The organism is Sphingobacterium sp. Lzh-3 (genome assembly GCF_046764375.1).
Classification (GTDB): domain Bacteria; phylum Bacteroidota; class Bacteroidia; order Sphingobacteriales; family Sphingobacteriaceae; genus Sphingobacterium.
On record NZ_CP177226.1, the window covers coordinates 4,890,121 to 4,913,218 of the forward strand.

Here is a 23,098-nt window from a genome sequence, read left to right on the forward strand (position 1 = left end):
TTAAGCTATTAACGTAAAAAGTTGTGATTTTGTATATAAAAAAACGAGCTGTTTTACCAACAGCTCGTTTTTTACACTATTTTTTACAATTTATTATTCACCCGCAAAGCTAACCTTAACAAGGTGTTTGTCAATTTCCCAACGGCCAGTACCGTCTTCACCAATCACATCGAATAACTCAAGGATACGTCTTGCAACAAACTCCTCCTCTACTTGCTCTTCCAAGAACCATTGTACAAAATTAAAAGTGACATAATCCTTCGCTTTAGCACATTTATCAGCGATGTTGTTGAACTGTTCAGTAACAAACATCTCTTGTTCCAATGTTTGTTCAAAAACGCCACGGAACGATTCAAAATCTTGCGGGATACCTGTAACTTCCGGAGAAATTGCACGACCACCGCGGTTGTTGATATAATTGAAAAGCTTCAACATGTGCTCGCGCTCTTCGTTGGATTGTTTCGCAAAAAATTCTGAAGCATTTTCCAAACCTTGATCATCACACCATGAAGACATTGCCAAATATAAGGCTGAAGAATGAGCTTCAACTTTAATCTGTGCATTCAATATATTTTCGATTTCTTCTTTCAAAGAAGATTTTAATTTCAATAAATCTTTCATATTTACCTTAAGTTTAATTTCTAAAACATTAACAGGTGAAACACATCATCACCCGATTACATTACAAAGATACAGTAGATCTTCAAAATCTGTATCAAGAATATGCAATACAAATTCAGTCTAAATTAGACATGGAAACCGCAACTTGTTTAGAATCAATACAATTACAAATACATAATATTGATACTTTCAATAAGCGATAAATTAAAACAATAAGTGGCTTAAAGGCCTAAAAATCATTGAATGTCAATAAAACCAGCGGACGACCTCATTGACACTTATTTAAATTAAAATTAAATAAGGTCTTTCCAAACAAAAAGCGGTGTACATCACAGACGTACACCGCTTTTTTCAATTCTTTTATATGTATAGCCTTATGCAAAAACTGCAAATGGCGAAACCTGCAAACAAGTTCTGACGACGCTATTCAATTCCATCATAAATTTAGCGCCATCTAACAATTCGCGCAATTGAAGGACATCCTCTACAGCTAAGATGAAACATCTTTCCGTACGGAAAGGCATAATGATTTCAAAATCCGATGAACGTGTTGTGTCGTGAAGCATGTGCTCAACATCAATCGCATCGATACGTTTCTTAAACTTCAAAAAATCCGATACCGAGAAAGAGGTTGTTTCATTATTATATTCCAACCAGAAACAATTTTTGCGGCTACATTGATAAACTGTACCTGCTGTGGTTGAAAAAACTTCCTCAACATTTGCTAACGGACAAACCAATTTTGACATTTCTATTTCTCTTATCATTTAAATCGATCAAAAATAAATATTATTTATAATCAATCCAAGTAAAACAGAAGATTATTTTGATTTAATATAAATAAGCCTTCCAACAAGTCCTGAAAATAAATCCTTCCTAATTTCACATAGATCAACAGCCCCGAAAATCCACGTAAGGTTCTTACGGACCAATTACAATAGAGCGGTACAAAAAAAGAGGCCAGTTTTTATAACTGACCTCCTACATTTACATCTATATTTTAATAGTTATTAATCGTATTCTTCCTCTTCTTCTTCCTCTAGGGTAAAAACTTCATTACGTCCATTGATAACTGTATTTTTTGTCTTTGTTTTATGTTTATTAATCTGTCTACGCAAGGATTCGACAGCAATATCTGTCGCCTCCTCAAAGCTCTTCGCTTGCCCTTTCGCAAAAAGCTGGCTTCCCGGGATATTTAATTTAATTTCTGAAATTTTATTTGCCTCATCATCGACATTTTCCAATCGCAGGTAGCATTCGCCACCAATAATGGAATCCAAAAACTGCTCCAATTTTCCTGTTTTCTTTTTAATAAACTCGATTAGCTTTTGATCAGCAGTAAATCGAATGGATTGCACAGTAATGTTCATTTTTCCTCCTTTTTTTAAGCTTTTGGATGAGCTTGTTTATAAATTGACTTCAATCGTTCTGCTGAGTTATGCGTGTACACTTGTGTTGCCGCAAGCCCTGCATGCCCCAGCAGCTCTTTAATTGCATTTAAATCCGCCCCATTGTCCAACAGGGCCGTTGCGAAAGTATGTCTCAAAATATGAGGACTTCTCTTACCTTGAGTAGAAATCAGCGTCAATTGCCGATGTACAATATCATAGATCAGCTTGGCATATGCCGGCTTGCCTTCTTTCGTAACGATTAGTAAGCTGTTATTAGTATCAACAAATTGCGTCGCCTTTTGTTGCAAATAGTTTTTCAATTCTTTCAATAAAAGATTATTGATCGGAACCAAGCGTTCTTTGTTCCTTTTACCTAATATAAGAATATTTTTATTAAAAAAATCGATATCCTGCTCCTTAATTTTCAACAATTCGGCCAAACGAATCCCGGTACCGAACAACAATTCCATAACCATATAATCGCGGCAGGATTCGAATCCATCCTGCTCCTGTCCCATCTGATCCAATAAACGCACCAGCTTTTCCTTTTCAACGACTACAGGTAGTTTTTTAGCAGTTTTTAACGCTTTAATGAGTGTCATGGGATTTTTCGCGATACACTCTTCTCTTTGCAAAAATTTAAAATAAGTTCGCATGGAGGACATACTCCGGTTGACCGAACTTGCATTTTTTCCGGACTCTACCATTTGCGCGAAATAATGGCGTAAATCACGGTATACGATATCCGGCACGGTCAGTCCCTCACGATCCAAAAAAGACTGAAACATCTCCAGCTCATGCTTATAGGCAATAACCGTATGTTCTGAATACCTTTTTTCAATCTGCAAAAACCGAATAAACTCCTTTTCCAACATATTTTCCCTTGCTATATAGCTTAAATTACAAACTTAAAAGCACAAAAAAAAGGGAAAAGCAATGCTTTTCCCTTTATATTTTAAAATTCTCAGCGAATCAATTAGTTAGCTACATCTTGATTCAAAGATTGTTTGTAAATCGCTTTTTTCACTTGAATGCGACGAGTTACAGATCTCTTTTCGTAAGCTTGACGTGAACGCAACTCTCTTAAAACTCCAGTTTTTTCGAATTTCTTTTTGAAACGTTTCAATGCTCTATCTAAAGATTCTCCTTCTTTTACATTTACGATAATCATGCGTTATATATACCTCCTTTCGCCGCTTTTAAATTTAAAGTGGGACAAAGGTAAGCTATTTATTTTTAAAAAGGAAAACAAAATTATTTTTTATAGCAATTCGAATTCTTCCAACAAAATTCTTAGCGGTTTCTCCTTAGTACACAATGCCGTATGCCAACCCAATTGTTTTGCTGTTGCCAGATGTTGAGGACTATCATCAATAAATAAAGTCTCCGCCGGATCTAATTGTTGCTCTTGCATAACCAATTCAAAAATCTCTGCATCTGGTTTGCGCATCCCTACTAAATGGGAGTAATAGGTCTTTTCAAAAAAACCTTCATTGTCGGCAACACCATATTTTTCATGAATATCATTCATACAGTAGGCATAATGAATTGCATTGTTGTTACTTAACAAAAAGGTACGGTATCGATCTTTCAACTGGATTAAAATCTCATGATTACCCTGTGGTACACCGATCAGTAAACTGTTCCAGGCTGTATCAATCTGTGCATCCGTCAGTGCTGGGTTTTGAGTTAATTCTCTTATCCCCTCACGAAACTGCGTCGAATCAATTTTTCCTTTATCAAAATTATCAAAAAGTGCACTTTGACCATGATGTCCAAATACGGCATCAACATTTTCTATACCTAACTGAGTAAAAGCATCTTTCAATTTTACAAAGTCGATCATAAAGATCACATTCCCATAATCAAGAACAATATTTTTAATTTTTTCCATCGAATTATTTTGAAATATCGATACAAATATCGATAATTGCATCGTCAAAACGGCACAACAGCTGTTTAAATTGACAAAACAAAAGACCTGCTCCTATAGCTCAGTCGGTTAGAGTAGAAGACTCATAATCTTTTGGTCCCTGGTTCGAGCCCAGGTGGGAGCACAAATAAATCCTCATAGCAATATGGGGATTTATTGTTTAATCCCGACGGATAACAAAAAAAATTCATTGCCCCAGAACATCTGCCAAAAAGCTATCAAGTACACTGAGCATGTGTATGGGATGCTTTAGCTACTTCTTTTATTTTCTTTCTGTGTTTAGCACCAAATTCCAACAAGGCATTGTAAACTGCTCTTGCTTCGTAAGCATGTGCTGTAAGTGAATAAGAAACCGTAATGGGTTTAGTATTGTTTATCGTTCTTACCACCAAATAATTTTGTTCCAACTGCTGCAACTCTGCTGTCAGCACTTTTGGCGAAATGCCAATAATGGTTTCCAGGAGGTCTTTAAACCGCATAGTACCTAAATACGAAAGTTGCTGCAGGATACATATTTTCCATTTTCCTCCTAATAGTTCAATAGCATCTCTTAGCTCCAGCGATCTTTCTTTACCGGTATCTTTTTCGCATCGTGTAATTAATGTCATTTGTATCGTGTTTATCACTTACCTCAAGGTAAGGCATGGTGTCTATACTATAAAGATAAAATAGTTTTGTGATCAAATTTTAAAACCAAGATATGAAAGTTACATTGATAGCAAACATCTCCGCAAACGGAAAAGTACTATTAGCTGAAAACAGCAGCTACCAGGCACCACAGGAAGCCATAATTGAATTTATGAGCATAGCTACCAAAACCGGCAACTATGTTATGGGAAGAAAAACCTTTGAGATGTTAGAAGGCGCATTTGTAAATATCAAAGCCGCTTTCCAGGGTCTTGAGCTGGTCATTCTCTCTGAAGGAGGGAGTATATCAAAAGAGTTCAAGGTTGTGGCCCACCCGAATGAGGCTATGAAGCATCTCTCAGAAAAAGGATTTGAGGAAATTATTATTGGCGGTGGCACCGCAACTTATAATCTTTTCCTTGAAGGCAAATGGGTGACGGATATTTACTTTAACATACATCCCGTAATTATTGGCAATGGTGGGATTTTAGCAACAGACCATAAATTGATCTCTAATTTTAAACTGGTGGGCCATAAACAGGTAACTGAAAACATTCTTCAGCTTCATTTAACAAAGATGTGAGGACTCAACATCTTTGCGTACCATTCTTGATTGCCCACATGGCTGTTGCATTCCTGCCAGCGCACGTACTATATTAGGAGCTCAAATGGGAGCACAAGAGCGGAATCAATAAAAAAATCCCCATCGCATGATGGGGATTTTTTTATGACGGGCTCTCCTTATATTTCCTTTCGATTATCATCCGATTCAATATCGATCAATTTATTGTAAGGATCTATACCTACCTGTTCGGGTTTTTGATCAACAACTAACGTCATCGTATTGTTGATTCGATCGATTTTATGCTTTTTTAGATAAAGCTCCTGACGTTTATTACCGTCTTTGCTTTTCTTATCCGAGAAAACACCTACCTCGATATAGTCTGCCAATGGCAATGATTTCAGGGTCACACGATCTGATTTCTTAAAGGACAGCGGCTGTCCACCTTCGTCATTGTAACTCTTTTTCCCATTGCCATCTACGCGGTACTTGGAAACTTCAAATTGGATATCAACCTGGTATTTACCATTCTTAAGTTTCTTAGAACTTACTTTTTCTATTTTATTGTTATACAGGGTGATCGTTTCAAACATATCTTTAATCAGGTAACGTAATGAGTCCGGAGTCGCCTGCCTAAAACTATCCACAAACTCTGATGAAGTTGTATACGGTGGGTTTTGAAACGCTGTACGTTGTAAATAAGACTGGGCTGTCCTGTTAAAAAGATCCTCCCCCAGATAATCGCTCAAGGCATAAAGTACCAGGGATCCCTTTTGGTAATGGATGTACATTTGATTTTCATTATACATCAACGGCTTTTCACCTAGCTTTTCGGCACTTCGTCCCTGTAAATAGCCATCGAGCGCATCTTTGAGAAACTTACGCATCTGCCCTTTGCCATATCTTTTTTCCAAAACCTTGAGCGATGAATATTCAGACATACTTTCGGACATCAATGTAGCCCCCTGCACATTGGCTCCTACCACTTGATGTGCCCACCACTGATGTGCAATCTCATGGGCTGTTACCGCATAGGGATAATCGACCGCATCTTCCTTCTTCTCATTGACATCAGCAATAAAACCGATCGCTTCGGAAAAAGGAATTGTATTTGCAAAGGACTGCGCGAAAGTTCCCGCTGTGCGCGGAAATTCAATAATACGCAATTGTCGATGCGGGTAAGCACTGTATTCCTTCGTATAGTAAGCCAAAGAAGCCTTACTGGAAGCCATCATGCGATCGAGGTTATAGGTATGCCCCTTATGGTAATAAATCTCCAAATTAACCCCGTTCCACTTATCTTTTTTGACTTCATATTCGGCCGAATTAAATGCAAAAAAGTTCAGAATTTCCGAATCCATTTTATATTGATAGTACTTACGACCATCTTTCTCCCATTGTTTTGTGAGATAGCCCGGAGCAATAGCCAACTGATTCTTGGCCGTACTAACTGTAGCTTCAAAACGGATCCAATCGGCATCGTTGGATATATAGTTATTCTGCAGAGCCCTTTTGTCAGTCTGCGGAGCCATTCTATCGCGATACGGAAGTCCATACTTTTTGCGGACATCATTATCGACCAACTCGCCACGGTCAAGATAGCCTATATTCGGGAAAAGCATATTGTTGATAAACGTACCATTGCCCTTTACAGGCGATTTTTCATTTATCCAGGTATTGGGGGGACTAACAGTACTAAATTTCAACACAATAGAATCGCCTGGAGCCATCGGCTTCTCGAGTTTATAAATGTTGAAATTATATTTATCGTCGGCAGAGATCAATTTATTTGGTACACTTAAAGAAAATGTATAATCGTAATTATTGTAATTGACAAAAATAGAATCAATAGGCGTATTGGTCTTATTTTTTAATACATAGTCCGCATGCGCTTTAAAACTTCGCGTATCGGGAAAAATATCCAGATTAAACTTAATATCCACGACACGGGGCTGCGGCCTGTACTGGTATTTCTTATATTTTTTTTCCCATTCTACAGCCTGTTTTTCATGATCTAAACTGGTATAATATGGATTTTTGATGTGGTTTTCGTAATATATTGCAGCACCGATGCCAATAAAGCCCACAAAGGCAAAAATGAGCATTGCCGTTGTTACCGGCCCTAAATTCGCTTTAAAAATACCCCAACGCTCCCGAACTCCCGAAAAACCGCCTCTTCGCCATAACAGCAAGGCAATAACGGCAAAAAACACCGCAAAAAGCAGCCAATAAACCCGATACGTTAAAAATGGAAGAACATAGCCGAATCCATCCATATCCGAGTAATCCAGATCCGGTCCCTGGTTAAACTGATAAATTTCCTGTTCTACACCGACCATGGATAAAAAAGGTAATCCAATAAAGAGGGTCAATAAAACAAAAAATCCAGCGAGGTAATTTTTGAAAAGCGTATGTACAAAAAGTGAAATAAACAGCCATACCAAATTTGACAGCATACCATACACCATCAGATGCATCACATATTGTCCAATTTCAAAATTATAATAGTGATGGTACACCTGGAACCCCATGCAGGTCGCAATCACAACGGCCAGCAAAGTCAATTGCATCAAAAGAATTGCGATAATCTTCGATCCCATAAAAGCCCAGTTGGGCGTCGCTGTTGTATCCAACAATCCTCCCATCCGCGTAATGCTTCCGCGATGGACAAGAAGTCCCGTAAAAAGAAACGTCAGGATCAGCAGGAAAAACTTAAATGTAGTCCCCGGGATCATCAGCATTTTCCAGGTCACCGGATAAGTCGACGTTCCGAATATCGAGCCAATGGTGCTTGCCATCAAGATAATGAATAATACTCCTACCAAAGTCAATATTAAAAACACCGGATTTTTGACGATATAGCGATAGTCGTATCGCGCCATTGTCCATGTTGTTTTCAAATAATGAAAGGTCGAAAAATCATAGTTTACTTTAGGTAGATTGATTTTGAAGATACTATCAAAGTTATTTTTGGTTAAACGGGCTCCTTTTTTCGATGATTTAAAGGAAATCGAATGTTGTGAAAAAGAAAACAACATATAAAACCCGCCAATGAATAAGGCTGCGACAGCGAGCCATATTAACCGGTTATAAATAACAGCTCCGGTAAAGGGAAGATTATTGACATTCTTCTCATCTGGAGACCAATATTGGGTATAGTATGAGATGGCACTATCCCCAAAAGGATCTATCAATGCCCCTACAAAACGATTGTCCATATTGTTCGCCAGATTCTGAACCAGCACCTGAAGAATAATAAGGATCAACACCGCGACAAAACCAACGTAGACGTTTCGTGTCAATGTTACCAGCACAAAGATAATTGCACTAAAAATAATGAGATTCGGGATAACCTGTACAAGATAGGTCTGTAAATATGCCCAAACATGAATTGGCCCCAATAAGGATTGATTGATACCCGGCACAAATTGTGCGACGATAATACCCAAGGTTGAAGCAAATACAATAACCAATACAACAGCTACTGATCCAAAGAATTTACCGAGTAGATAGTCCGTTTTTGAGAAAGGGTAGCTGAAAAGTATCGTATGCACCTGGTATTGAAAATCCCGGTAGACGCAGGCTCCAACAATGGACGGTATCAAGAAATAAATAATAGTCGACATCCCATTGACCATACCATTAATCGCCCATGGAGAGTTCATAATGGTGTTGGATGAGGTCGTTGCTGTTATACCGTCAAAGATGCCGAGCGAAGACAACATAATAAACAGCGAAAGCGCAAAGAAGAGTGCCATATAGATGTAGACGGCAGAACTCTTAAACCAACGCGCAAACTCAAAATGGAAGATGGCTTTAAACATGGCGTTGATCATTTTTTAGCGCTACAAAATAGACATCCTCCAATTGGCCTTGAGCGTTCACAAATGATTCATCAGGACGCGCATCGCTGTACACCCGGATATTGAGTGTATTGTCCTGATTGTAATTGGTTGAAATAACGTTATATTTTTGTGTATACTCATCCAGTTGATCCCGACTGATGATACGTACCCAGATCTTACCATCCAATTGATCGATGGATTCTTTAGGAGTGCCTCTCAAAAGAATCTTTCCTCCATTCAGAATGGCCAACTCATGACACAGTTCACGCACATCATCCACAATATGCGTAGAAAAAATGACCGTATGATCTGTACCTATCTCCCGTAGAACGTTCAAAAAACGATGTCTTTCCGCGGGGTCAAGCCCTGCAGTCGGTTCATCTACAATGATTAACTTGGGATCATTCAGCAACAATTGCGCAATACCAAAACGTTGCTTCATCCCGCCCGAGTAACCACTTACGCTTTTATTGCGCACGTCCCAAAGATTGGTTACCTCAAGAACACGATTGATAATGGCATCCCGATCGGCTTTCGATTTAATTCCTTTAAGCTTTGCAAAATATTGCAGCAGATCTGATGCAGAGAGATTGGGATAAACACCAAATTCCTGTGGCAAATAACCCAAAACTTTCCGCAAATCGAGCTGATTTTTGAGTACATCAATATCACCAAAAGTAATACGGCCACTGTCGGGTTTCTGAAGTGTCGCAATTGTCCGCATTAAAGAAGACTTGCCAGCACCATTTGGTCCCAGTAAACCAAACATCCCAGGCTTAATTTCTAAGTTTACGGCGTCTAAAGCTTTTATTCCATTAGAATAGGTCTTACTAAGGGTCTCTATGGATAAATTCATAATTTATTTTAACTGTTAATAATATGTTAGTATACCAAAACAAGGATATGTTACATGAATATAGTAAAAGTTAAAAACAAACGAAAATGAAAGGCTTCCAATGGACGAATCTGCTGCCCAAAAAAAGTTTTTGCTTTTGGACAAATCCTCTAAAAGATGAGTCTCCAAGCGGGTCAGATAGCATTATCTGCAGACAAAAAAACTGTTTTTGCTTTGGACAAATAGCCCGCTAAGTGAGTCAGATAGCATTAAAAGATCTACTAAAAACTTCGCAATAATGGCTGTGTACTACATCGAAAGGATCCGCCAAAGCTACGGCTGATCTGGAAATCAACGTATTCAACATGAACACCACAAGCGGAGAGCTTATCTCCAATATAGCCAAAAACAGGATCAGTCACATAGACTGTCGGATTAATAGGCAGACCATTCGTTGCTAGCAAGCTCGCCTCCTTCAAATTGACCACAATTTTGTCCCATGTTTTCAGTTTTTGGGGTATCCCATAGGGTAGCGCTTCCTCACAAACGATCATCAATCCTTCGCGGATCAGTCCTAGTGCACAGTCCAAATGAAGTATATTGGGATGAAGCTTCACTTCTTCAACCTGATAACCATAAGGTTGTAATAGTTTAGCGAGCCACTTAATCCCAAGGCTGTTTGAGGAAAGCCCAGAGTTGCCGACAAAAATATGTTTACCGTATACCAGGATGTCGCCTCCTTCTATAAAAGGGCCATGCCATAATCCCAACTCCTCCTGCTCCGCCATGGCGGGTCTTGGCGCGGCCACATAAAGGCAGTCACTTTGATAAACTTCACGTTCCAACACATCCCGGATGGGCCATATTTCATTGCGGCGCTGCATAAAACGGATTGACCCCTCAATAACGGCATTTCCAATGGTAAAAAATGGGTCACGGACAAAGAAATTAGAATAACCGTGTTCTCCTCCGGACACTTTTTCAAGTGCTGTTAAGTTACGTGGCCGCAACACTTCAACGCCATATTTCTCCAACAGCAAAGCAAAATTATGCCGCTCTTGTTCCCATGCCTTTTGCAATTCGGGATACACTTCTCCAAAATCTTTTCCTGCATTGGCATATTCCCCCTCCAGCGCAGTGGAAGATAAAAACCGAAGATCTTCAACTTTCATCATTTCCGGAAAGCCAAATTCAGACACCGTAAGAATAACTTTCTTTAAAGGGGCAAACTCATTTTCTACAAAGATCATAGCACTGATTTTAAGTCCAATTTGCTTTTTTTTAACAAAAAAAACAAATGTATAGGAAAGCGGAATCTAAATTCCCAGCACCCAGCGTACATTGAACAAATCAGTTACTTCAATAAATTTCTGCTGCTTATCAACATCTATTCTTCTTTTTTGTTGGGATGTAAGTCTTTCAATCAATTCCCCACGCTCGGAAATATCCCGACAGGGCAAAAACACAGCGACGTAGTTTCCTACTCTCCGTCCCTCGTTGTGCACCAAATCAGAGCCGTAAATTGCGATACGTCCGGAAATAAGAGTGGCACTCACTACAGGTATTTCAGCACAGCCCTGCAAGGGTTCTTCGAACATATCAAAATGTAACGTTCCCCCAAAACAGGTCTGATAAAACGTAAGTGCCGCTCTACAATTTCCTGAGAAAGTAATGAAAATTCCGCTTTGCAAGCGTTCCATTGGCTGAACTAACATCATATCATTTGGCTATGCATCCGGTATTTCAGGCTCTACAAGTTTTCTCATTTTTTCCAACGACTCTTGCCATCCAAGATAGCACATCTCGGCAGGAATAACCTCAGGAATTCCAGTCTGTTCAATCTTAAGTTCTGTACCACAGATCACTTTACGCAAGGAAACAGTCGTAGTCATTTCGCCCGGTAAATTGGGATCATCAAATCGATCCACGTACTTGATAAAGGTATCTTGCTCAATTTCAAGGTACTCACCACCAAAAGAATGGCTATGACCGGTACTAAAATTAATGAAGGTCATTTTGAAACTTCCGCCTACTTTAAAATCCATTTGCTGTACTGTACAGACAAAACCATAAGGAGGTAGCCAGCTGGCATGTGCTATCGGATCTGCGAAAGCACGGAAAACCTTTTCAGGACTTGCCTGAATAATTCGATGTAATAAAACCTGATTCGTTTTCATATCTATATTGTTTATAAGTGAATAACCATTGCTTATTTTTTATTTTACTCGCTATTAGTACATTCTTTCAGTCCAATAAAATCCGGTAAACTTGCTACACTACTGAAGTCTGATGATATGCTCCTGTACTAGCTGTCTCCTTGTTGCTTAAACGAGCAATCTTAGCCTGATAGAAATAAGAAACAGCAAGTACCCCCAATACTAAAATGGGCATCAGCATAAATGCTGCATTTTTGTCAACACATGCGTGACTAATAAAAGCAAATATTAAATTGAATGTCAATCCAGCATAGGCCCATTCTTTTAATTTGGTTGGAACCTGCGGTACTGCAATTGCAATAACACCCAACAGCTTACAGATAATTAAAGCATAGGCAAAATAGTCGGGATATCCCAATGGTTTTGTGCCCGCATTGATATATTGCGGCGCAAATAACAGTGTTCCAAGTGGCATCAGTCCTTCCCAGAGAACTATAAATACCGTTGCTATCCAAAAAGCAATCTTGTTCTTTTTCATTGTATAAGTCGTTTGTGTAAATGTATAATTTCAGTGATAATCAGCCTTGAATCCTGGAATTACTAATTCGCAGATTCTACATAGTTTACGAAGTTATTTAAAATAGCCTGCCAGCCCGATTTTTGTAATTCAGGATCATTTTCCTGTTCCGCATCAAAAACTGTTATCACACTGGTTTTCCCTTCCGCTTCGGAAAAAAGCGTATTTACAGCTCTTCCATCAGCCATGGTATATGCAATTTCCCGGTATAAATTTACCGTATGGTAGGTTCCTTCGAAGTCAAATCCGAAGCTTCCATCTTTTGCCTCCATTCTATTTTTAAAAGTACCATCCACGCGAAGATCATTTTCACTGCTTGGGCAGTGCCAGCTCGGGTCTGCCGAGTTCCATTGCATAATATCCGTCGGACTGTTCCATAATTTCCATACTTTTTCTACAGGAGCATTAATCGTTGCTTCAACTGTAATTTTTGTCTGTCTTTCCATTGTTTTTCTATTGTTTATATTGATATAACAAAGATGCAAAGGATCACAACATTGCGGCTGTTGCAAAGACGACAACTTTAGGGGTAGATTACGACAAAAACTATTTGTACCTTTATATCATAAACCAAAAATGATATGCAAATCTCTGTTTTTGTTCCCGAATACGGCACTATCGAAGGTATTACCCCTGCGTTCAGAACCTTTCATACGGCCAATGAATTTCTAACGGCCTTTGGAAAACAGCCTATTTTTGAAGTCGAATATGTAGGTTTAACGACTTACGTTCCGGCCAATAGTGGGGAGTATACCATCAAGACAAACCGGCTACTACAGGACGTTCAGAAAACAGATCTGCTTATTATACCGCCTATTTTTGGCAACATAGAAAAAGGAATACGCGATAATGCCGAAGCGATCCCTTATTTCACAAAACTGTACCACAAAGGGGCTAGTCTTGCCAGTCTGTGCGTGGGTGCTTTCCTGCTCGCTGAGACAGGTCTTTTAGATGGAAAAAAATGTTCGACACACTGGGCACATATCGAAGAGTTCAAGGAAAAATACCCCCACATTGAAATTGAGGATGGCGCTGTGATCACTGAACATGAAAATATCTACAGCAGTGGTGGCGCGAGCAGCTTATGGAATCTGATCCTCTATTTAGTGGAAAAGTATTCCGACAGGGAAACAGCCGTACTCATAGCCAAATATTTTGCGCTGGATATCAGCCGGGATAATCAATCGCAATTCGCCATATTCAGAGGCCAACGTAATCATGCTGATCTGGATATCCAACAAGCTCAAGACTATATCGAGAAGAAGTACGAGGAGAAAATTACAGTCGAAGAACTGGCCAATCATGTCAATATTGGGCGGCGCACATTTGAACGGAGATTCAAAGAAGCAACCAACAACACGCCTGTCGAATACCTGCAACGCGTGCGCATCGAAGCTGCAAAAAAATTCTTCGAAGCTTCGCGAAAAAACGTTTCCGAGGTGATGTTTGATGTAGGTTATACCGACACAAAAGCCTTTCGGGATATTTTTCGAAAAATTACAGGCCTTACACCAATAGATTATCGAAACAAATTTGCCAAGGTAACTGCTGATGTCGCCATTGAGCAATAAGCTGTGATAAACAATAAAGCCACTCTGAGGAGTGGCTTTATCATTACTCGAATTCCTTCTATTTATTTTAACATCATTTCCCGAATATATTTCACGGGTGAATTACCAAAACTCAGGAATTTTTCATTGAACGCCTTCAAATTAAACTGTTTCCCTTCTTTTTGCTTTACAGCTTCCCTAAGGTCATAAATTTCTTTATATCCCGTAAAGTAAGACGTCAGCTGCACACTGCTCACAGACACACGTTTCCATTTACCGGCTGCTTCGGCCTGTTGTTGAAACGCTTCATCAACCAACAAATGCATGGCGTCTTTTTCACTCATATTTTTCACATGAACGCTATAATCGAGTATAGCATTGCACACGGTACGCAGATGCCATTTGTACCACATCAACCACATTTCAGGAGCATTGTCACCGTAACCGTTTTCGAGCATCATTTGTTCGGTATAGACAGCCCAGCCCTCAATCATTGCACCATTACCTAAAATACTCTTGATGAGACTCGGCGATTGGTTTGCATACACCAATTGGGTATAATGGCCCGGAATAGCTTCGTGGATATTGAGTATTTGCAAGATATAATGGTTATACTCCCGGAGGTAACTCTCCGTTGCCTCTTTGGTCCAGCCTGTTAGACTACCCACATTGTAATAGGTATTCCCACCTTTATCGTATGGACCAGGTGCACTGATTGAAGCTCCCGCAACCCCAGCCATATAAGCAGGCTCTTTACGCACCACGAGCGGCTTGCTATCATCGATGTACAATAAATCCTTTTGTTTGACAAACGCAACCAGCTTAGGTATCTGTGCTTCGATAGCGGATTGAAACTCTTCTGCTTTAACATGTTTGACCGACAGGGTGTCGATCATCTTTCGAATGACAAGCAAACTATCTGACGGCAAGGACAATTTCCCAAAATATTTAGGCCACAGTTCTTTGCTGATTTTATACATCTCTCCGTGTAAATAGCTTTTTCTCGCTAGAGCAGCCTGATAAATCTGTTCGGCCGTTGAACCCGATTGGATATCGAAATCAAATTTCTTGTCGTAAAGTTCTTTTCCTAATCTAAAACTTCGCGGAGAAGGATTCGGTGTCACTTTTAAAAATTGAACATATCCGTTGATCGCCGCAATAGCTTGTTGCGAAGCCTTCTGGATGGCATCCTTTTCTGAAGCCGGCAGATCGGATTTTTTCAGTGAATCCCGTAAATCGCTTTCAAAAACAGATAAACCGCCCAAATTCTGTTGAATTGCCAAATCGGTCAATACCAAGGCCGGATTTTTAAGCTGTACTTTCGCGGCCTCATAATAGGCCGGAATCTTCGTCAAACGTTGATAAATAGCTTTAAGTCGGGTCGATAATGGCGCATAATTTTCGGCAAGCATAAAAGCGATCGTCCCGCCAACATTGTACGAAGAAGGATTCCACTCATACGCGCGCTCTTGCTCAATGGACCAAACATTGGATTCAAGATAGTTTTGAATCAGATGATAATCTGTTTGCTGAGAAAGATTCAAGGTCCTCAGATCAAAACTTTTGAGGCTGTCCAAATGTCTTTTCGAAAACTCCAGACGTAGTTTTCGCGTATTGGCATCCGGAATTGTCAACAAGGAATCATACTGATGGAACCCTACTTGGGTAGCCCATTCCGGATTTTCTTTCCAAAGCTGCTGAATAAAACGGTCTTCATACGATTTAAATTTTTCATTCACAGCAGTATCAGCAGTAGATTGTCTGTTATGAGTTCCCGATCCACAGGAAGCCATTAGGCCCAATCCAGCGATAGCAAGGGTATATGTTATAAGTTTCATTGGAGTAATTTGTCTAAAATTAACATTATTGTTGATGAATTTCAGCATTTTACTCCAATAATTTAAAACTATAACCAGGTATGAAATTTCTGGATAAACCAATTTTTGACCCACTGTGTAAGTAAACAATAGCAGACCAAAATGCCGATTAGCCACGGAAAATAAGTCAGAGGCAGTGCCTCCATTTTTAAGGCAGCGGCAAATGGCGTAAACGGCAAAACGACACCAATAATCATAATTAAACTCGTCAAGGCAACAACCGGTGCAGCAGCCCAGCTTTGAATAAAGGGTATTTTCTTAGTTCTTATCATATGGATAATTAATGTTTGTGAAAGCAATCCCTCTACAAACCAACCAGTCTGAAAAAGTGTTTGATCCGATACCGTATTGGCCTTGAACACGAAAAACAATACCGCAAAAGTGGCGAAATCAAACAGTGAACTTATAGGGCCAATAAATAACATAAACTTAGAGACACTGCCAGCATCCCATTTCTTTGGCTCGACGATAAATTCCTCATCCATGCTGTCCCAAGGAATAGATACCTGCGATATATCGTAGAGTAGATTTTGAATTAGCAGATGCACCGGCAGCATCGGTAGAAAGGGAAGAAAAGCACTGGCCCCAAGCATACTGAACATATTGCCGAAATTGCTGCTTGCCGTCATCTTGATATATTTAATGATATTGCCAAAAGTTCGACGTCCATAAATAACCCCTTTGCGTAGCACCATAAGGTCCTTTTCCAGCAGAATGATATCTGCACTTTCTTTGGTAATGTCAACAGCCGTATCCACACTGATACCCACATCAGCCTCCTTAAGTGCCGCTGCATCATTGATACCATCGCCCATAAAGCCAACCGTATGTCCTTTTTCCCGCAATGCTTTAACGACACGAACTTTTTGGAGAGGACTCAATTTAGCAAATACCGATACCTCATCAACACATTGATTTAGCTCGGTGTCGGGAATGCTATCTAATTCATTTCCATTGACAATCCGATTCACCGGAATGCCGACATCCATACAAATTTTGCGTGTGATAATTTCATTATCTCCAGTCAACACTTTGATCCCGATTCCCAATTTTTGTAAAGCTTCAATAGCCGGCTGTGAAGAGGGTTTGGCCGGATCCAAAAAGCCGATGAAACCGGTTAAAGTTAACTTCTCTTCATCTGCAACAGCATAGGTCAAGGGGTGAGCACCGTCAAATTCGCGGATCGCAACCAATAAAACACGTAGTCCCTCCTCATTCATCTTTCTGGATGTTTTCAACACAATTTTACGCATCGTATCGTCCATCGGTACAGTACGGTCATTTTCGACATGCAGACTGCGGTCATCTCCCGGATCAAAAGCATGTGTACAAAGCTCAAGCATTTCCTCTACAGCCCCTTTACAGATCAACAGATGTTTGCCATTATGCTGTTTGAGGACCACAGACATCCTTCGCCGCTGAAAATCAAATGGAATCTCGTCAATTTTCAGATATTGATCCTCCACTTTCAAGTAATCGTGCAATTCGGCATGTTCCAACACAGCCTTATCCATCAAATTCTTGAGACCAGTCTGATGAAAACTATTGAGATAGGCCCACTTGAGCACCTCGTCATCTTCGACCCCATACACATTAAGATGTTTTTCCATGACGATCTTGTCCAATGTCAACGTGCCTGTTTTGTCGGTGCACAGCATATCCATAGCACCTATATTCTGGATAGAATTTAACCGCTTGACGATGACTTTACGCTTACTCATATTGACTGCACCCTTTGCCAAGTTAGCGGTGACAATCATGGGTAGCATTTCGGGGGTTAAACCTACAGCGACAGCAATGGCAAAAAGTAGCGCTTCCGTCCAGTTCCCTTTCATCAACCCGTTAATCAAGAAAATCAGCGGAACCATGACCAGCATAAAACGGATCAATAAGAAACTCACCTTATTTATACCCTTATCAAAACTTGTTTCGGGACGTTCGCCGGTAATCGATTTGCTGATACTCCCGAAATAGGTGTAACTTCCTGTCGTTACAATCACGGCTATCGCCGATCCACTAACAACATTGGTCCCCATAAAACAAATATTACAAAGTTCAATAGGTGATTTGTCCGCCGCATTCCGGATGGGCAAATAATTCTTCTCTACAGGAAGCGCCTCACCTGTCAACATGCTTTCACTCACAAAAAGGTCTTTACTTTGAACGATACGGCAATCTGCAGGTATCATATCCCCGGCAGAAAGGTATACAATATCTCCCGGCACCAGTTCAACAATAGGAATCTCTCTTTTCCCTTTAAATTTCCGCAATACCGTCGCCGTAGTTTTGACCATACTTTTCAATTTTTCTGCAGCGGCATTACTTCGATACTCCTGTACAAAACGAAGCAGCGCACTGACCAAAATCATAATGGACACCACAACAACTGTTTTATAATCTCGTTCGCCAACCTCTGGAAGCCCTACATCAATGATAAAGGAAACAGTTGCAATCAATAACAGGATATATATAAAGGGGTTAGCAAAAGATTTCAATAGCTGCACATACCACTTTGGGGCCTTTTGATGTTTCACTTCATTTAATCCAAATTTCTGTTGACGTTCCTTAGCCATTTCGTCTGTAATCCCCTCTCTGCTCGTTTCTAACATCGCGCAGGCAAGTTTTTCATCCTGACTGGCCACCCCCTGCAACTTGGTCACGGTCCCCACATTCATTCCATTGGAACTGATCATGTTGTGCAATGGATTCTTTGCTGTTTTATTGTTCATTTTAATCATAGCCCTATAGCCCCTTTCCTGTTAATTTCCGCAAATCCCGTTCTTATTACAGATCCGATTCTTATTACAGATCTGACTCTGTACCTATAATTTCCCAGCTTATTTTTGTTACTCTTTCTTCGATGGTCAATCGGCTAGCCATCCGTTCGATAAGACTGTCTTGCTGACCGATAGCTCTAACGATGGCCCTAATGACAACGCCATTGGTAGCGAGGTTATCGTCACTCGAAAGTGAAGACAACAACAGTTTTTCGTTACTGCTCAGCATCTGCATCAATAAAACACGAATATGATTTTCGATGTCTATCCCACAGCCTATGGTCAGTAGATATTCGGTCTGTGATGCTGCCGATTTATTAAAAGTCAAGAAGGCCATTTTTTGTCCGATTGGACGAAAGATCAGGTGTGTAAAAATAATAGCCAACGCAACGACAAATGCTTGGGCATGCAAACCTAGACCGGAGAGCGCGCCTACTGCAGCCGAACACCAAATCGTCGCCGCCGTGTTTAGACCATGCACATTCAAACCGTCCTTCATAATCACACCAGCGCCAAGAAAACCAATTCCGCTGACCACATAAGAAGCAATCCGTCCGGTAGCATCACCGCCAATTTCTATGGAAAGCAGCACAAAAGCTGCTGCTCCCAACGAAACTAAGGTATTTGTCCGAAGCCCCGCATTTTTCTGGCGCCATTGGCGCTCTACTCCCACAGCAGCCCCCAAAAGCAAGGCTGCAAATAATCGTATGGCAAATTCAAAAACACTCATCTCTTTTTCCTCCTTTGCCTGCAAAGGTCCACATTCCTGCTCCCAGAATCCGTTAGAGATCTTTTAGAAAATTATTAGAATTTCATTAGAGAAATAATTAAATTAAACAATTGAAAAACAATACTTTACAACTTAATTTAAAAATACACAGATCAACATGTCCAATTTCTTTAACTTCAAGCATTGTTGTGGTGTAAATCAGTTACACTAAAAACAATAAAAAAATGGAACAACGCATCAATTTTTTCGCAAAAGGGCAAAATGCCATGAAATCAATGTATGGAATAGGTACATATCTGAGCAAGTGTTCGATAGAACAAGAGCTTTTGCATCTTATTTATTTCCGTGTATCACAAATAAATGGCTGTGCGTATTGTCTGGATATGCATTCAAAAGATCTACTGGCGACCGGAGATCAACCACAACGATTGTTCTTATTGGATGCCTGGCGGGAAGCCCCCCTGTATAGCGAACGTGAACGTACAGCGCTGGAATGGGCCGAAGCCGTGACGAAAATTACGCATGGCAATGTGTCGGACGAGGTTTATACGAAAGCAACTGCTGTATTTTCGGAAGAAGAACTTATCGACCTGACCTTGGCCATTACAGCCATCAATTCTTATAACAGGATCAATATTTCCTTCCGCACACAAGCAGGAAGCTACAAAGTTGGGCAGCACAAAGTACAACCAACCTCATAAACACGAGGTCGATATTTATACGATAAATTAAACCATAAAAATGAAAGATTTCATCTTATTATTTCGTCAGGGGGCCAATGAACAAAGTCAGCTGACAGAGGAAGAAGCAAAAGCTGTGAACAAAAGATGGCACGACTGGATTAGTGACATCGATGCGCAAGGTAAGCTGAAGGATCATGGTTCCCGTCTTGATCCAGCCGGAAAGGTATTAAAGCCAGGCGGTATTGTTACAGATGGACCTTTTGTAGAAATTAGGGAAAGACTCGGCGGTTTTATTGTCGTCACAGCAGACGATCTCGACGAAGCTACAACCTTAGCCCATGGCTGTCCTATTCTCGAATTTAACGGCAGTGTAGAGATACGTGCACTGCTCAACTAATCATATACAGGGGCAGCTGTACACGCGCACAGCTGCCCCTATTTTAGACTTATGGATCCGGATTTTCTAAAACAGCTTTTCCAGCAAGAATTTACCAAAATAGTCGCTGTCATCAGTAAGAGTTTTGGTCTTCAATACATCGAAATCGCCGAAGATATCGTCAGCGAAACTTTCTTATTGGCCACAGAATCTTGGCAGACCAAAGGCGTTCCTGCAAATCCTAGGGCTTGGCTGTACACGGTTGCAAAACAAAAGACACTGGCCCAGTTTCGAAGAAATAAGATATTTACAGATAAAATCATCCCTGCAGTGCGGCAGAGCGAGCCGGAAGCGGAAAGTTTCGACGACTTTAATTTCTCACAGGAAAATATCAAAGACAGCCAATTAAAAATGCTGTTTGCAATCTGTACGCCAGCAATTGCCAGTGAGGCTCAAATAGGTCTTGCCCTTAGAATCCTCTGTGGTTTTGGTATAGACGAAATTGCCGAAGCATTTCTTTCCAACAAAGAAACCATCAATAAGCGCCTATTCAGAGCAAAGGAAAAACTACGCTCAGAAAAAATCGAACTCGAACTGCCCTCCGAAGCAGAAATTATTAAACGCCTCGATAACGTACTCCATATTATTTACCTCTTATTTAATGAAGGGTATTATTCTAAAACCCAAAATCAAATTTTAAGAAAGGAGCTCTGTATTGAAGCGTTACGCCTTGCGCTAATGCTTTCGACTTATGAAAAAACAAATACACCTAAGACCAATGCGCTCATTGCGCTGATTTGTTTTCATTCCTCCCGTTTCGAGGCAAGGCTGACCAATGAAGGTGATTTCATTTTGTATGAGCAACAGGATGAGGAGCGCTGGAATCAAGCACTTATACATCAAGGGCTTCATTTTCTGAAAAACGCTGCATCGGGCGACGAACTCACATCTTACCATCTGGAGGCAAAGATTGCGCAATGCCATTGTATAAAGGAAGACAGTCCAGAAAAATGGGCCGAAATCCTGCAATGGTATGACCGTTTATTAGTCGTCAATTATTCCCCGGCAGCTGCATTGAATAGAATATTTGCACTATATAAAGTAAAAGGTGTTAAAGCCGCATTAGTCGAAGTAAAAACCTTACAACTAGAAGACAATCACTTTTATCTTGTGCTCTTGGGAGAACTCTATAAGGAACTGGACAAAAACAAAGCCATCGCAAACTTTAACAAAGCAAAAATCCTGGCTAAAACAACATTGGAAAAAGAGATCATCCAACAGAAGATTGATGCTATAAAGTCTGCAATGGCCTAATTTGTTTACTACTTATCGATTACTTTGCCTCTTTCCAATAGGATACAAAAAGTTGGTAAAGCTCCGAGGGATCCAAATCAATAGTTGAGGACGAATACATGATACACAGTTCTTGAGTGGATTCCTGATAAGCCATTTTCCATAACAGCGACGAAAGCTGCTTTTTATATTTAATAGGATTATGCAGTGTTACAATGACCATCGTATCGCCACCGACTTTTTGTAAGTCGATGCTTTTAACATCCTGCCAGTCGCCTTGGCCAAAAGCTTTCGATACGGGTGTTGTCTTTCCAAGAAAATAACGGTCGTTCAAAACAATTTGCGCTGTTTTATCCCGAAGGCTCAGTAGGCTAGAAAACAATAAAACTAAGAGTACCAGTAATGCTCCTGCAGAAAAAACTGTCGGTTTGGCTTTAAATATACCGTCAAATAAACCGATACTGTACAATAAAACGAGTAGAAGCAATAAACATAGGACTCCCGAAATTGACAATAGCTGAATTGTTTTCTTTTTATTTCTGTATAAGCTTGTTTCCTTCATCTACTTAATTCCCCCAGTTAACATTCAGGTTATGTTTTTCAGCATACGCTTTTCCTAAAGCATATACGTTGTCAAACACCTCGTTAATGGAAGGCATATCGTTTTTTTCGATCTTTTGGAGTAATGCCTGCTTTTCTTCTGCCGAACCTTTGCTGTCGCATAACTTTGCATAAGCAGTATATTCATTTTTATAGACCGGCAATACTTTTTCAAATAATGCAATCGACTGCTCTTTCAATGCTTTCGCGTCGGCATCGGAAACATTCAGTTCCTTAATATCTTTTAAGGCCTTTTCGACAACCTGAATCTTGATTCCGACAGATTTTTGAGCTTCATCGCCTACTTTCTTACTGGAGGGCATATCCGCAAATTCAACGGTCTCCTGCTCGAGCTGTTTACCATAGCGTTCAGGGGCAAAATCTGCTATAAGATTTGTATTTAAAACAACTTTTCCGAAAAAAGTCTCTGGACTTGGGGATTGACAAGCGGTAAAAAATAAGCTCATCGACATGAAAATAATAAATAGTAAGTGCTTCATATATAAATTCTGTTTGTGACCAAAGTACTTAATATTCATGAAATAGGCAAACATGTCACCCTCGCACACCTCCTGTATAAAAGTGCCATCAACCTATCCCTTTAGGCGAAAAAAGCGGTATATTAGAGCGATTCATCTTGCACAAATTGCTAATTTTTAATATAT

Annotated in this window: 24 protein-coding genes and 1 tRNA gene; 6 read left to right on the forward strand and 19 right to left on the reverse strand. The window is 40.0% G+C overall.

Translation table 11 applies throughout. From position 1 onward, the window contains the following. Positions 1 to 93 precede the first annotated feature (93 nt). The 6 genes from ACLCDV_RS20560 to ACLCDV_RS20585 form a co-directional block, all read right to left on the reverse strand. Positions 94 to 621, reverse strand: coding sequence for a ferritin (locus tag ACLCDV_RS20560; protein ID WP_286775086.1), 528 nt, complete (start codon positions 619 to 621; stop codon positions 94 to 96). Between the two features lie 374 nt (positions 622 to 995). Beyond that, positions 996 to 1,370 carry a DUF6686 family protein gene (locus tag ACLCDV_RS20565; RefSeq protein WP_286775085.1) on the reverse strand — a complete coding sequence of 125 codons (375 nt, stop codon included), beginning with the start codon at positions 1,368 to 1,370 and terminating at the stop codon, positions 996 to 998. A gap of 261 nt (positions 1,371 to 1,631) precedes the next feature. Beyond that, positions 1,632 to 1,991: a ribosome hibernation-promoting factor, HPF/YfiA family gene (gene hpf, locus ACLCDV_RS20570; protein WP_411972130.1), complete on the reverse strand. Its 360-nt coding sequence runs from the start codon at positions 1,989 to 1,991 to the stop codon at positions 1,632 to 1,634. Positions 1,992 to 2,005: 14 nt separating this feature from the next. Next, positions 2,006 to 2,887 carry a tyrosine-type recombinase/integrase gene (locus ACLCDV_RS20575; protein WP_075993932.1) on the reverse strand — a complete coding sequence of 294 codons (882 nt, stop codon included), beginning with the start codon at positions 2,885 to 2,887 and terminating at the stop codon, positions 2,006 to 2,008. Positions 2,888 to 2,988: 101 nt separating this feature from the next. Further along, positions 2,989 to 3,183 (reverse strand): 30S ribosomal protein S21, encoded by a 195-nt coding sequence (gene rpsU / locus ACLCDV_RS20580; protein WP_046672133.1) that lies wholly within the window; start codon positions 3,181 to 3,183, stop codon positions 2,989 to 2,991. Between the two features lie 90 nt (positions 3,184 to 3,273). Continuing rightward, on the reverse strand, positions 3,274 to 3,906 hold the full coding sequence (locus ACLCDV_RS20585; protein ID WP_172840733.1) for an HAD family hydrolase: 633 nt from the start codon (positions 3,904 to 3,906) through the stop codon (positions 3,274 to 3,276). Between the two features lie 89 nt (positions 3,907 to 3,995). On the opposite strand from ACLCDV_RS20585, the gene ACLCDV_RS20590 reads away from it, so the two are divergent. Next, positions 3,996 to 4,069, forward strand: a tRNA-Ile gene (locus tag ACLCDV_RS20590). Positions 4,070 to 4,163: 94 nt separating this feature from the next. Here the strand turns inward: ACLCDV_RS20590 and ACLCDV_RS20595 are convergent. Then, a complete protein-coding gene (locus ACLCDV_RS20595) occupies positions 4,164 to 4,553 on the reverse strand; it encodes a helix-turn-helix domain-containing protein (protein ID WP_317664363.1) in 390 nt (129 codons plus the stop codon). A gap of 92 nt (positions 4,554 to 4,645) precedes the next feature. Here ACLCDV_RS20595 and ACLCDV_RS20600 point away from each other — a divergent pair, with 92 nt between their 5' ends. Next, positions 4,646 to 5,155, forward strand: coding sequence for a dihydrofolate reductase family protein (locus tag ACLCDV_RS20600; RefSeq protein WP_411972131.1), 510 nt, complete (start codon positions 4,646 to 4,648; stop codon positions 5,153 to 5,155). Between the two features lie 158 nt (positions 5,156 to 5,313). Here ACLCDV_RS20600 and ACLCDV_RS20605 read toward each other — a convergent pair whose 3' ends face one another. The 7 genes from ACLCDV_RS20605 to ACLCDV_RS20635 all read right to left on the reverse strand — a co-directional run bounded on the left by ACLCDV_RS20605 (position 5,314) and on the right by ACLCDV_RS20635 (position 12,993). Next, on the reverse strand, positions 5,314 to 8,958 hold the full coding sequence (locus ACLCDV_RS20605; RefSeq protein WP_411972132.1) for a M1 family aminopeptidase: 3,645 nt from the start codon (positions 8,956 to 8,958) through the stop codon (positions 5,314 to 5,316). Continuing rightward, complete coding sequence (locus tag ACLCDV_RS20610) at positions 8,951 to 9,835, reverse strand: ABC transporter ATP-binding protein (protein WP_411972133.1); 885 nt, start codon at positions 9,833 to 9,835, stop codon at positions 8,951 to 8,953. The genes ACLCDV_RS20605 and ACLCDV_RS20610 overlap by 8 nt, the downstream gene beginning before the upstream one ends. 260 nt (positions 9,836 to 10,095) lie before the next feature. Beyond that, positions 10,096 to 11,064 carry a hypothetical protein gene (locus ACLCDV_RS20615; protein WP_333577612.1) on the reverse strand — a complete coding sequence of 323 codons (969 nt, stop codon included), beginning with the start codon at positions 11,062 to 11,064 and terminating at the stop codon, positions 10,096 to 10,098. Positions 11,065 to 11,130: 66 nt separating this feature from the next. Beyond that, complete coding sequence (locus ACLCDV_RS20620) at positions 11,131 to 11,532, reverse strand: VOC family protein (protein ID WP_411972134.1); 402 nt, start codon at positions 11,530 to 11,532, stop codon at positions 11,131 to 11,133. Positions 11,533 to 11,541: 9 nt separating this feature from the next. Beyond that, positions 11,542 to 11,991, reverse strand: coding sequence for an SRPBCC family protein (locus tag ACLCDV_RS20625; RefSeq protein ID WP_411972135.1), 450 nt, complete (start codon positions 11,989 to 11,991; stop codon positions 11,542 to 11,544). A gap of 94 nt (positions 11,992 to 12,085) precedes the next feature. Continuing rightward, positions 12,086 to 12,508 carry a DoxX family protein gene (locus tag ACLCDV_RS20630; RefSeq protein ID WP_333577610.1) on the reverse strand — a complete coding sequence of 141 codons (423 nt, stop codon included), beginning with the start codon at positions 12,506 to 12,508 and terminating at the stop codon, positions 12,086 to 12,088. A 62-nt stretch (positions 12,509 to 12,570) separates the two neighbouring features. After that, the gene (locus ACLCDV_RS20635) at positions 12,571 to 12,993 is read right to left on the reverse strand and encodes an SRPBCC family protein (RefSeq protein WP_411972136.1); all 423 of its coding nucleotides are present in this window, start codon (positions 12,991 to 12,993) and stop codon (positions 12,571 to 12,573) included. Positions 12,994 to 13,128: 135 nt separating this feature from the next. Here ACLCDV_RS20635 and ACLCDV_RS20640 point away from each other — a divergent pair, with 135 nt between their 5' ends. After that, the gene (locus ACLCDV_RS20640; protein ID WP_088162733.1) at positions 13,129 to 14,118 is read left to right on the forward strand and encodes a GlxA family transcriptional regulator; all 990 of its coding nucleotides are present in this window, start codon (positions 13,129 to 13,131) and stop codon (positions 14,116 to 14,118) included. Positions 14,119 to 14,180: 62 nt separating this feature from the next. Here ACLCDV_RS20640 and ACLCDV_RS20645 read toward each other — a convergent pair whose 3' ends face one another. From ACLCDV_RS20645 to ACLCDV_RS20655, 3 genes are all read right to left on the reverse strand, one after another. Next, the gene (locus ACLCDV_RS20645) at positions 14,181 to 15,935 is read right to left on the reverse strand and encodes a DUF885 domain-containing protein (RefSeq protein WP_411972137.1); all 1,755 of its coding nucleotides are present in this window, start codon (positions 15,933 to 15,935) and stop codon (positions 14,181 to 14,183) included. Between the two features lie 68 nt (positions 15,936 to 16,003). Continuing rightward, the gene (gene mgtA / locus ACLCDV_RS20650) at positions 16,004 to 18,703 is read right to left on the reverse strand and encodes a magnesium-translocating P-type ATPase (RefSeq protein ID WP_317664346.1); all 2,700 of its coding nucleotides are present in this window, start codon (positions 18,701 to 18,703) and stop codon (positions 16,004 to 16,006) included. Between the two features lie 73 nt (positions 18,704 to 18,776). Beyond that, a complete protein-coding gene (locus ACLCDV_RS20655) occupies positions 18,777 to 19,481 on the reverse strand; it encodes an MgtC/SapB family protein (protein ID WP_317664344.1) in 705 nt (234 codons plus the stop codon). Positions 19,482 to 19,705: 224 nt separating this feature from the next. Between ACLCDV_RS20655 and ACLCDV_RS20660 the strand changes: the two genes are divergently transcribed. From ACLCDV_RS20660 to ACLCDV_RS20670, 3 genes are read left to right on the forward strand one after another with little or no spacing between them, the layout of a single operon-like run. After that, on the forward strand, positions 19,706 to 20,182 hold the full coding sequence (locus ACLCDV_RS20660; RefSeq protein ID WP_411972138.1) for a carboxymuconolactone decarboxylase family protein: 477 nt from the start codon (positions 19,706 to 19,708) through the stop codon (positions 20,180 to 20,182). Positions 20,183 to 20,222: 40 nt separating this feature from the next. Continuing rightward, complete coding sequence (locus tag ACLCDV_RS20665) at positions 20,223 to 20,561, forward strand: YciI family protein (RefSeq protein ID WP_317664342.1); 339 nt, start codon at positions 20,223 to 20,225, stop codon at positions 20,559 to 20,561. 51 nt (positions 20,562 to 20,612) lie between these two features. Further along, the gene (locus tag ACLCDV_RS20670) at positions 20,613 to 21,854 is read left to right on the forward strand and encodes an RNA polymerase sigma factor (RefSeq protein ID WP_336838489.1); all 1,242 of its coding nucleotides are present in this window, start codon (positions 20,613 to 20,615) and stop codon (positions 21,852 to 21,854) included. Positions 21,855 to 21,873: 19 nt separating this feature from the next. Here ACLCDV_RS20670 and ACLCDV_RS20675 read toward each other — a convergent pair whose 3' ends face one another. Then, complete coding sequence (locus ACLCDV_RS20675; RefSeq protein WP_411972139.1) at positions 21,874 to 22,395, reverse strand: STM3941 family protein; 522 nt, start codon at positions 22,393 to 22,395, stop codon at positions 21,874 to 21,876. 4 nt (positions 22,396 to 22,399) lie between these two features. Further along, positions 22,400 to 22,933 carry a hypothetical protein gene (locus ACLCDV_RS20680; protein WP_153845129.1) on the reverse strand — a complete coding sequence of 178 codons (534 nt, stop codon included), beginning with the start codon at positions 22,931 to 22,933 and terminating at the stop codon, positions 22,400 to 22,402. Positions 22,934 to 23,098: the final 165 nt, after the last annotated feature.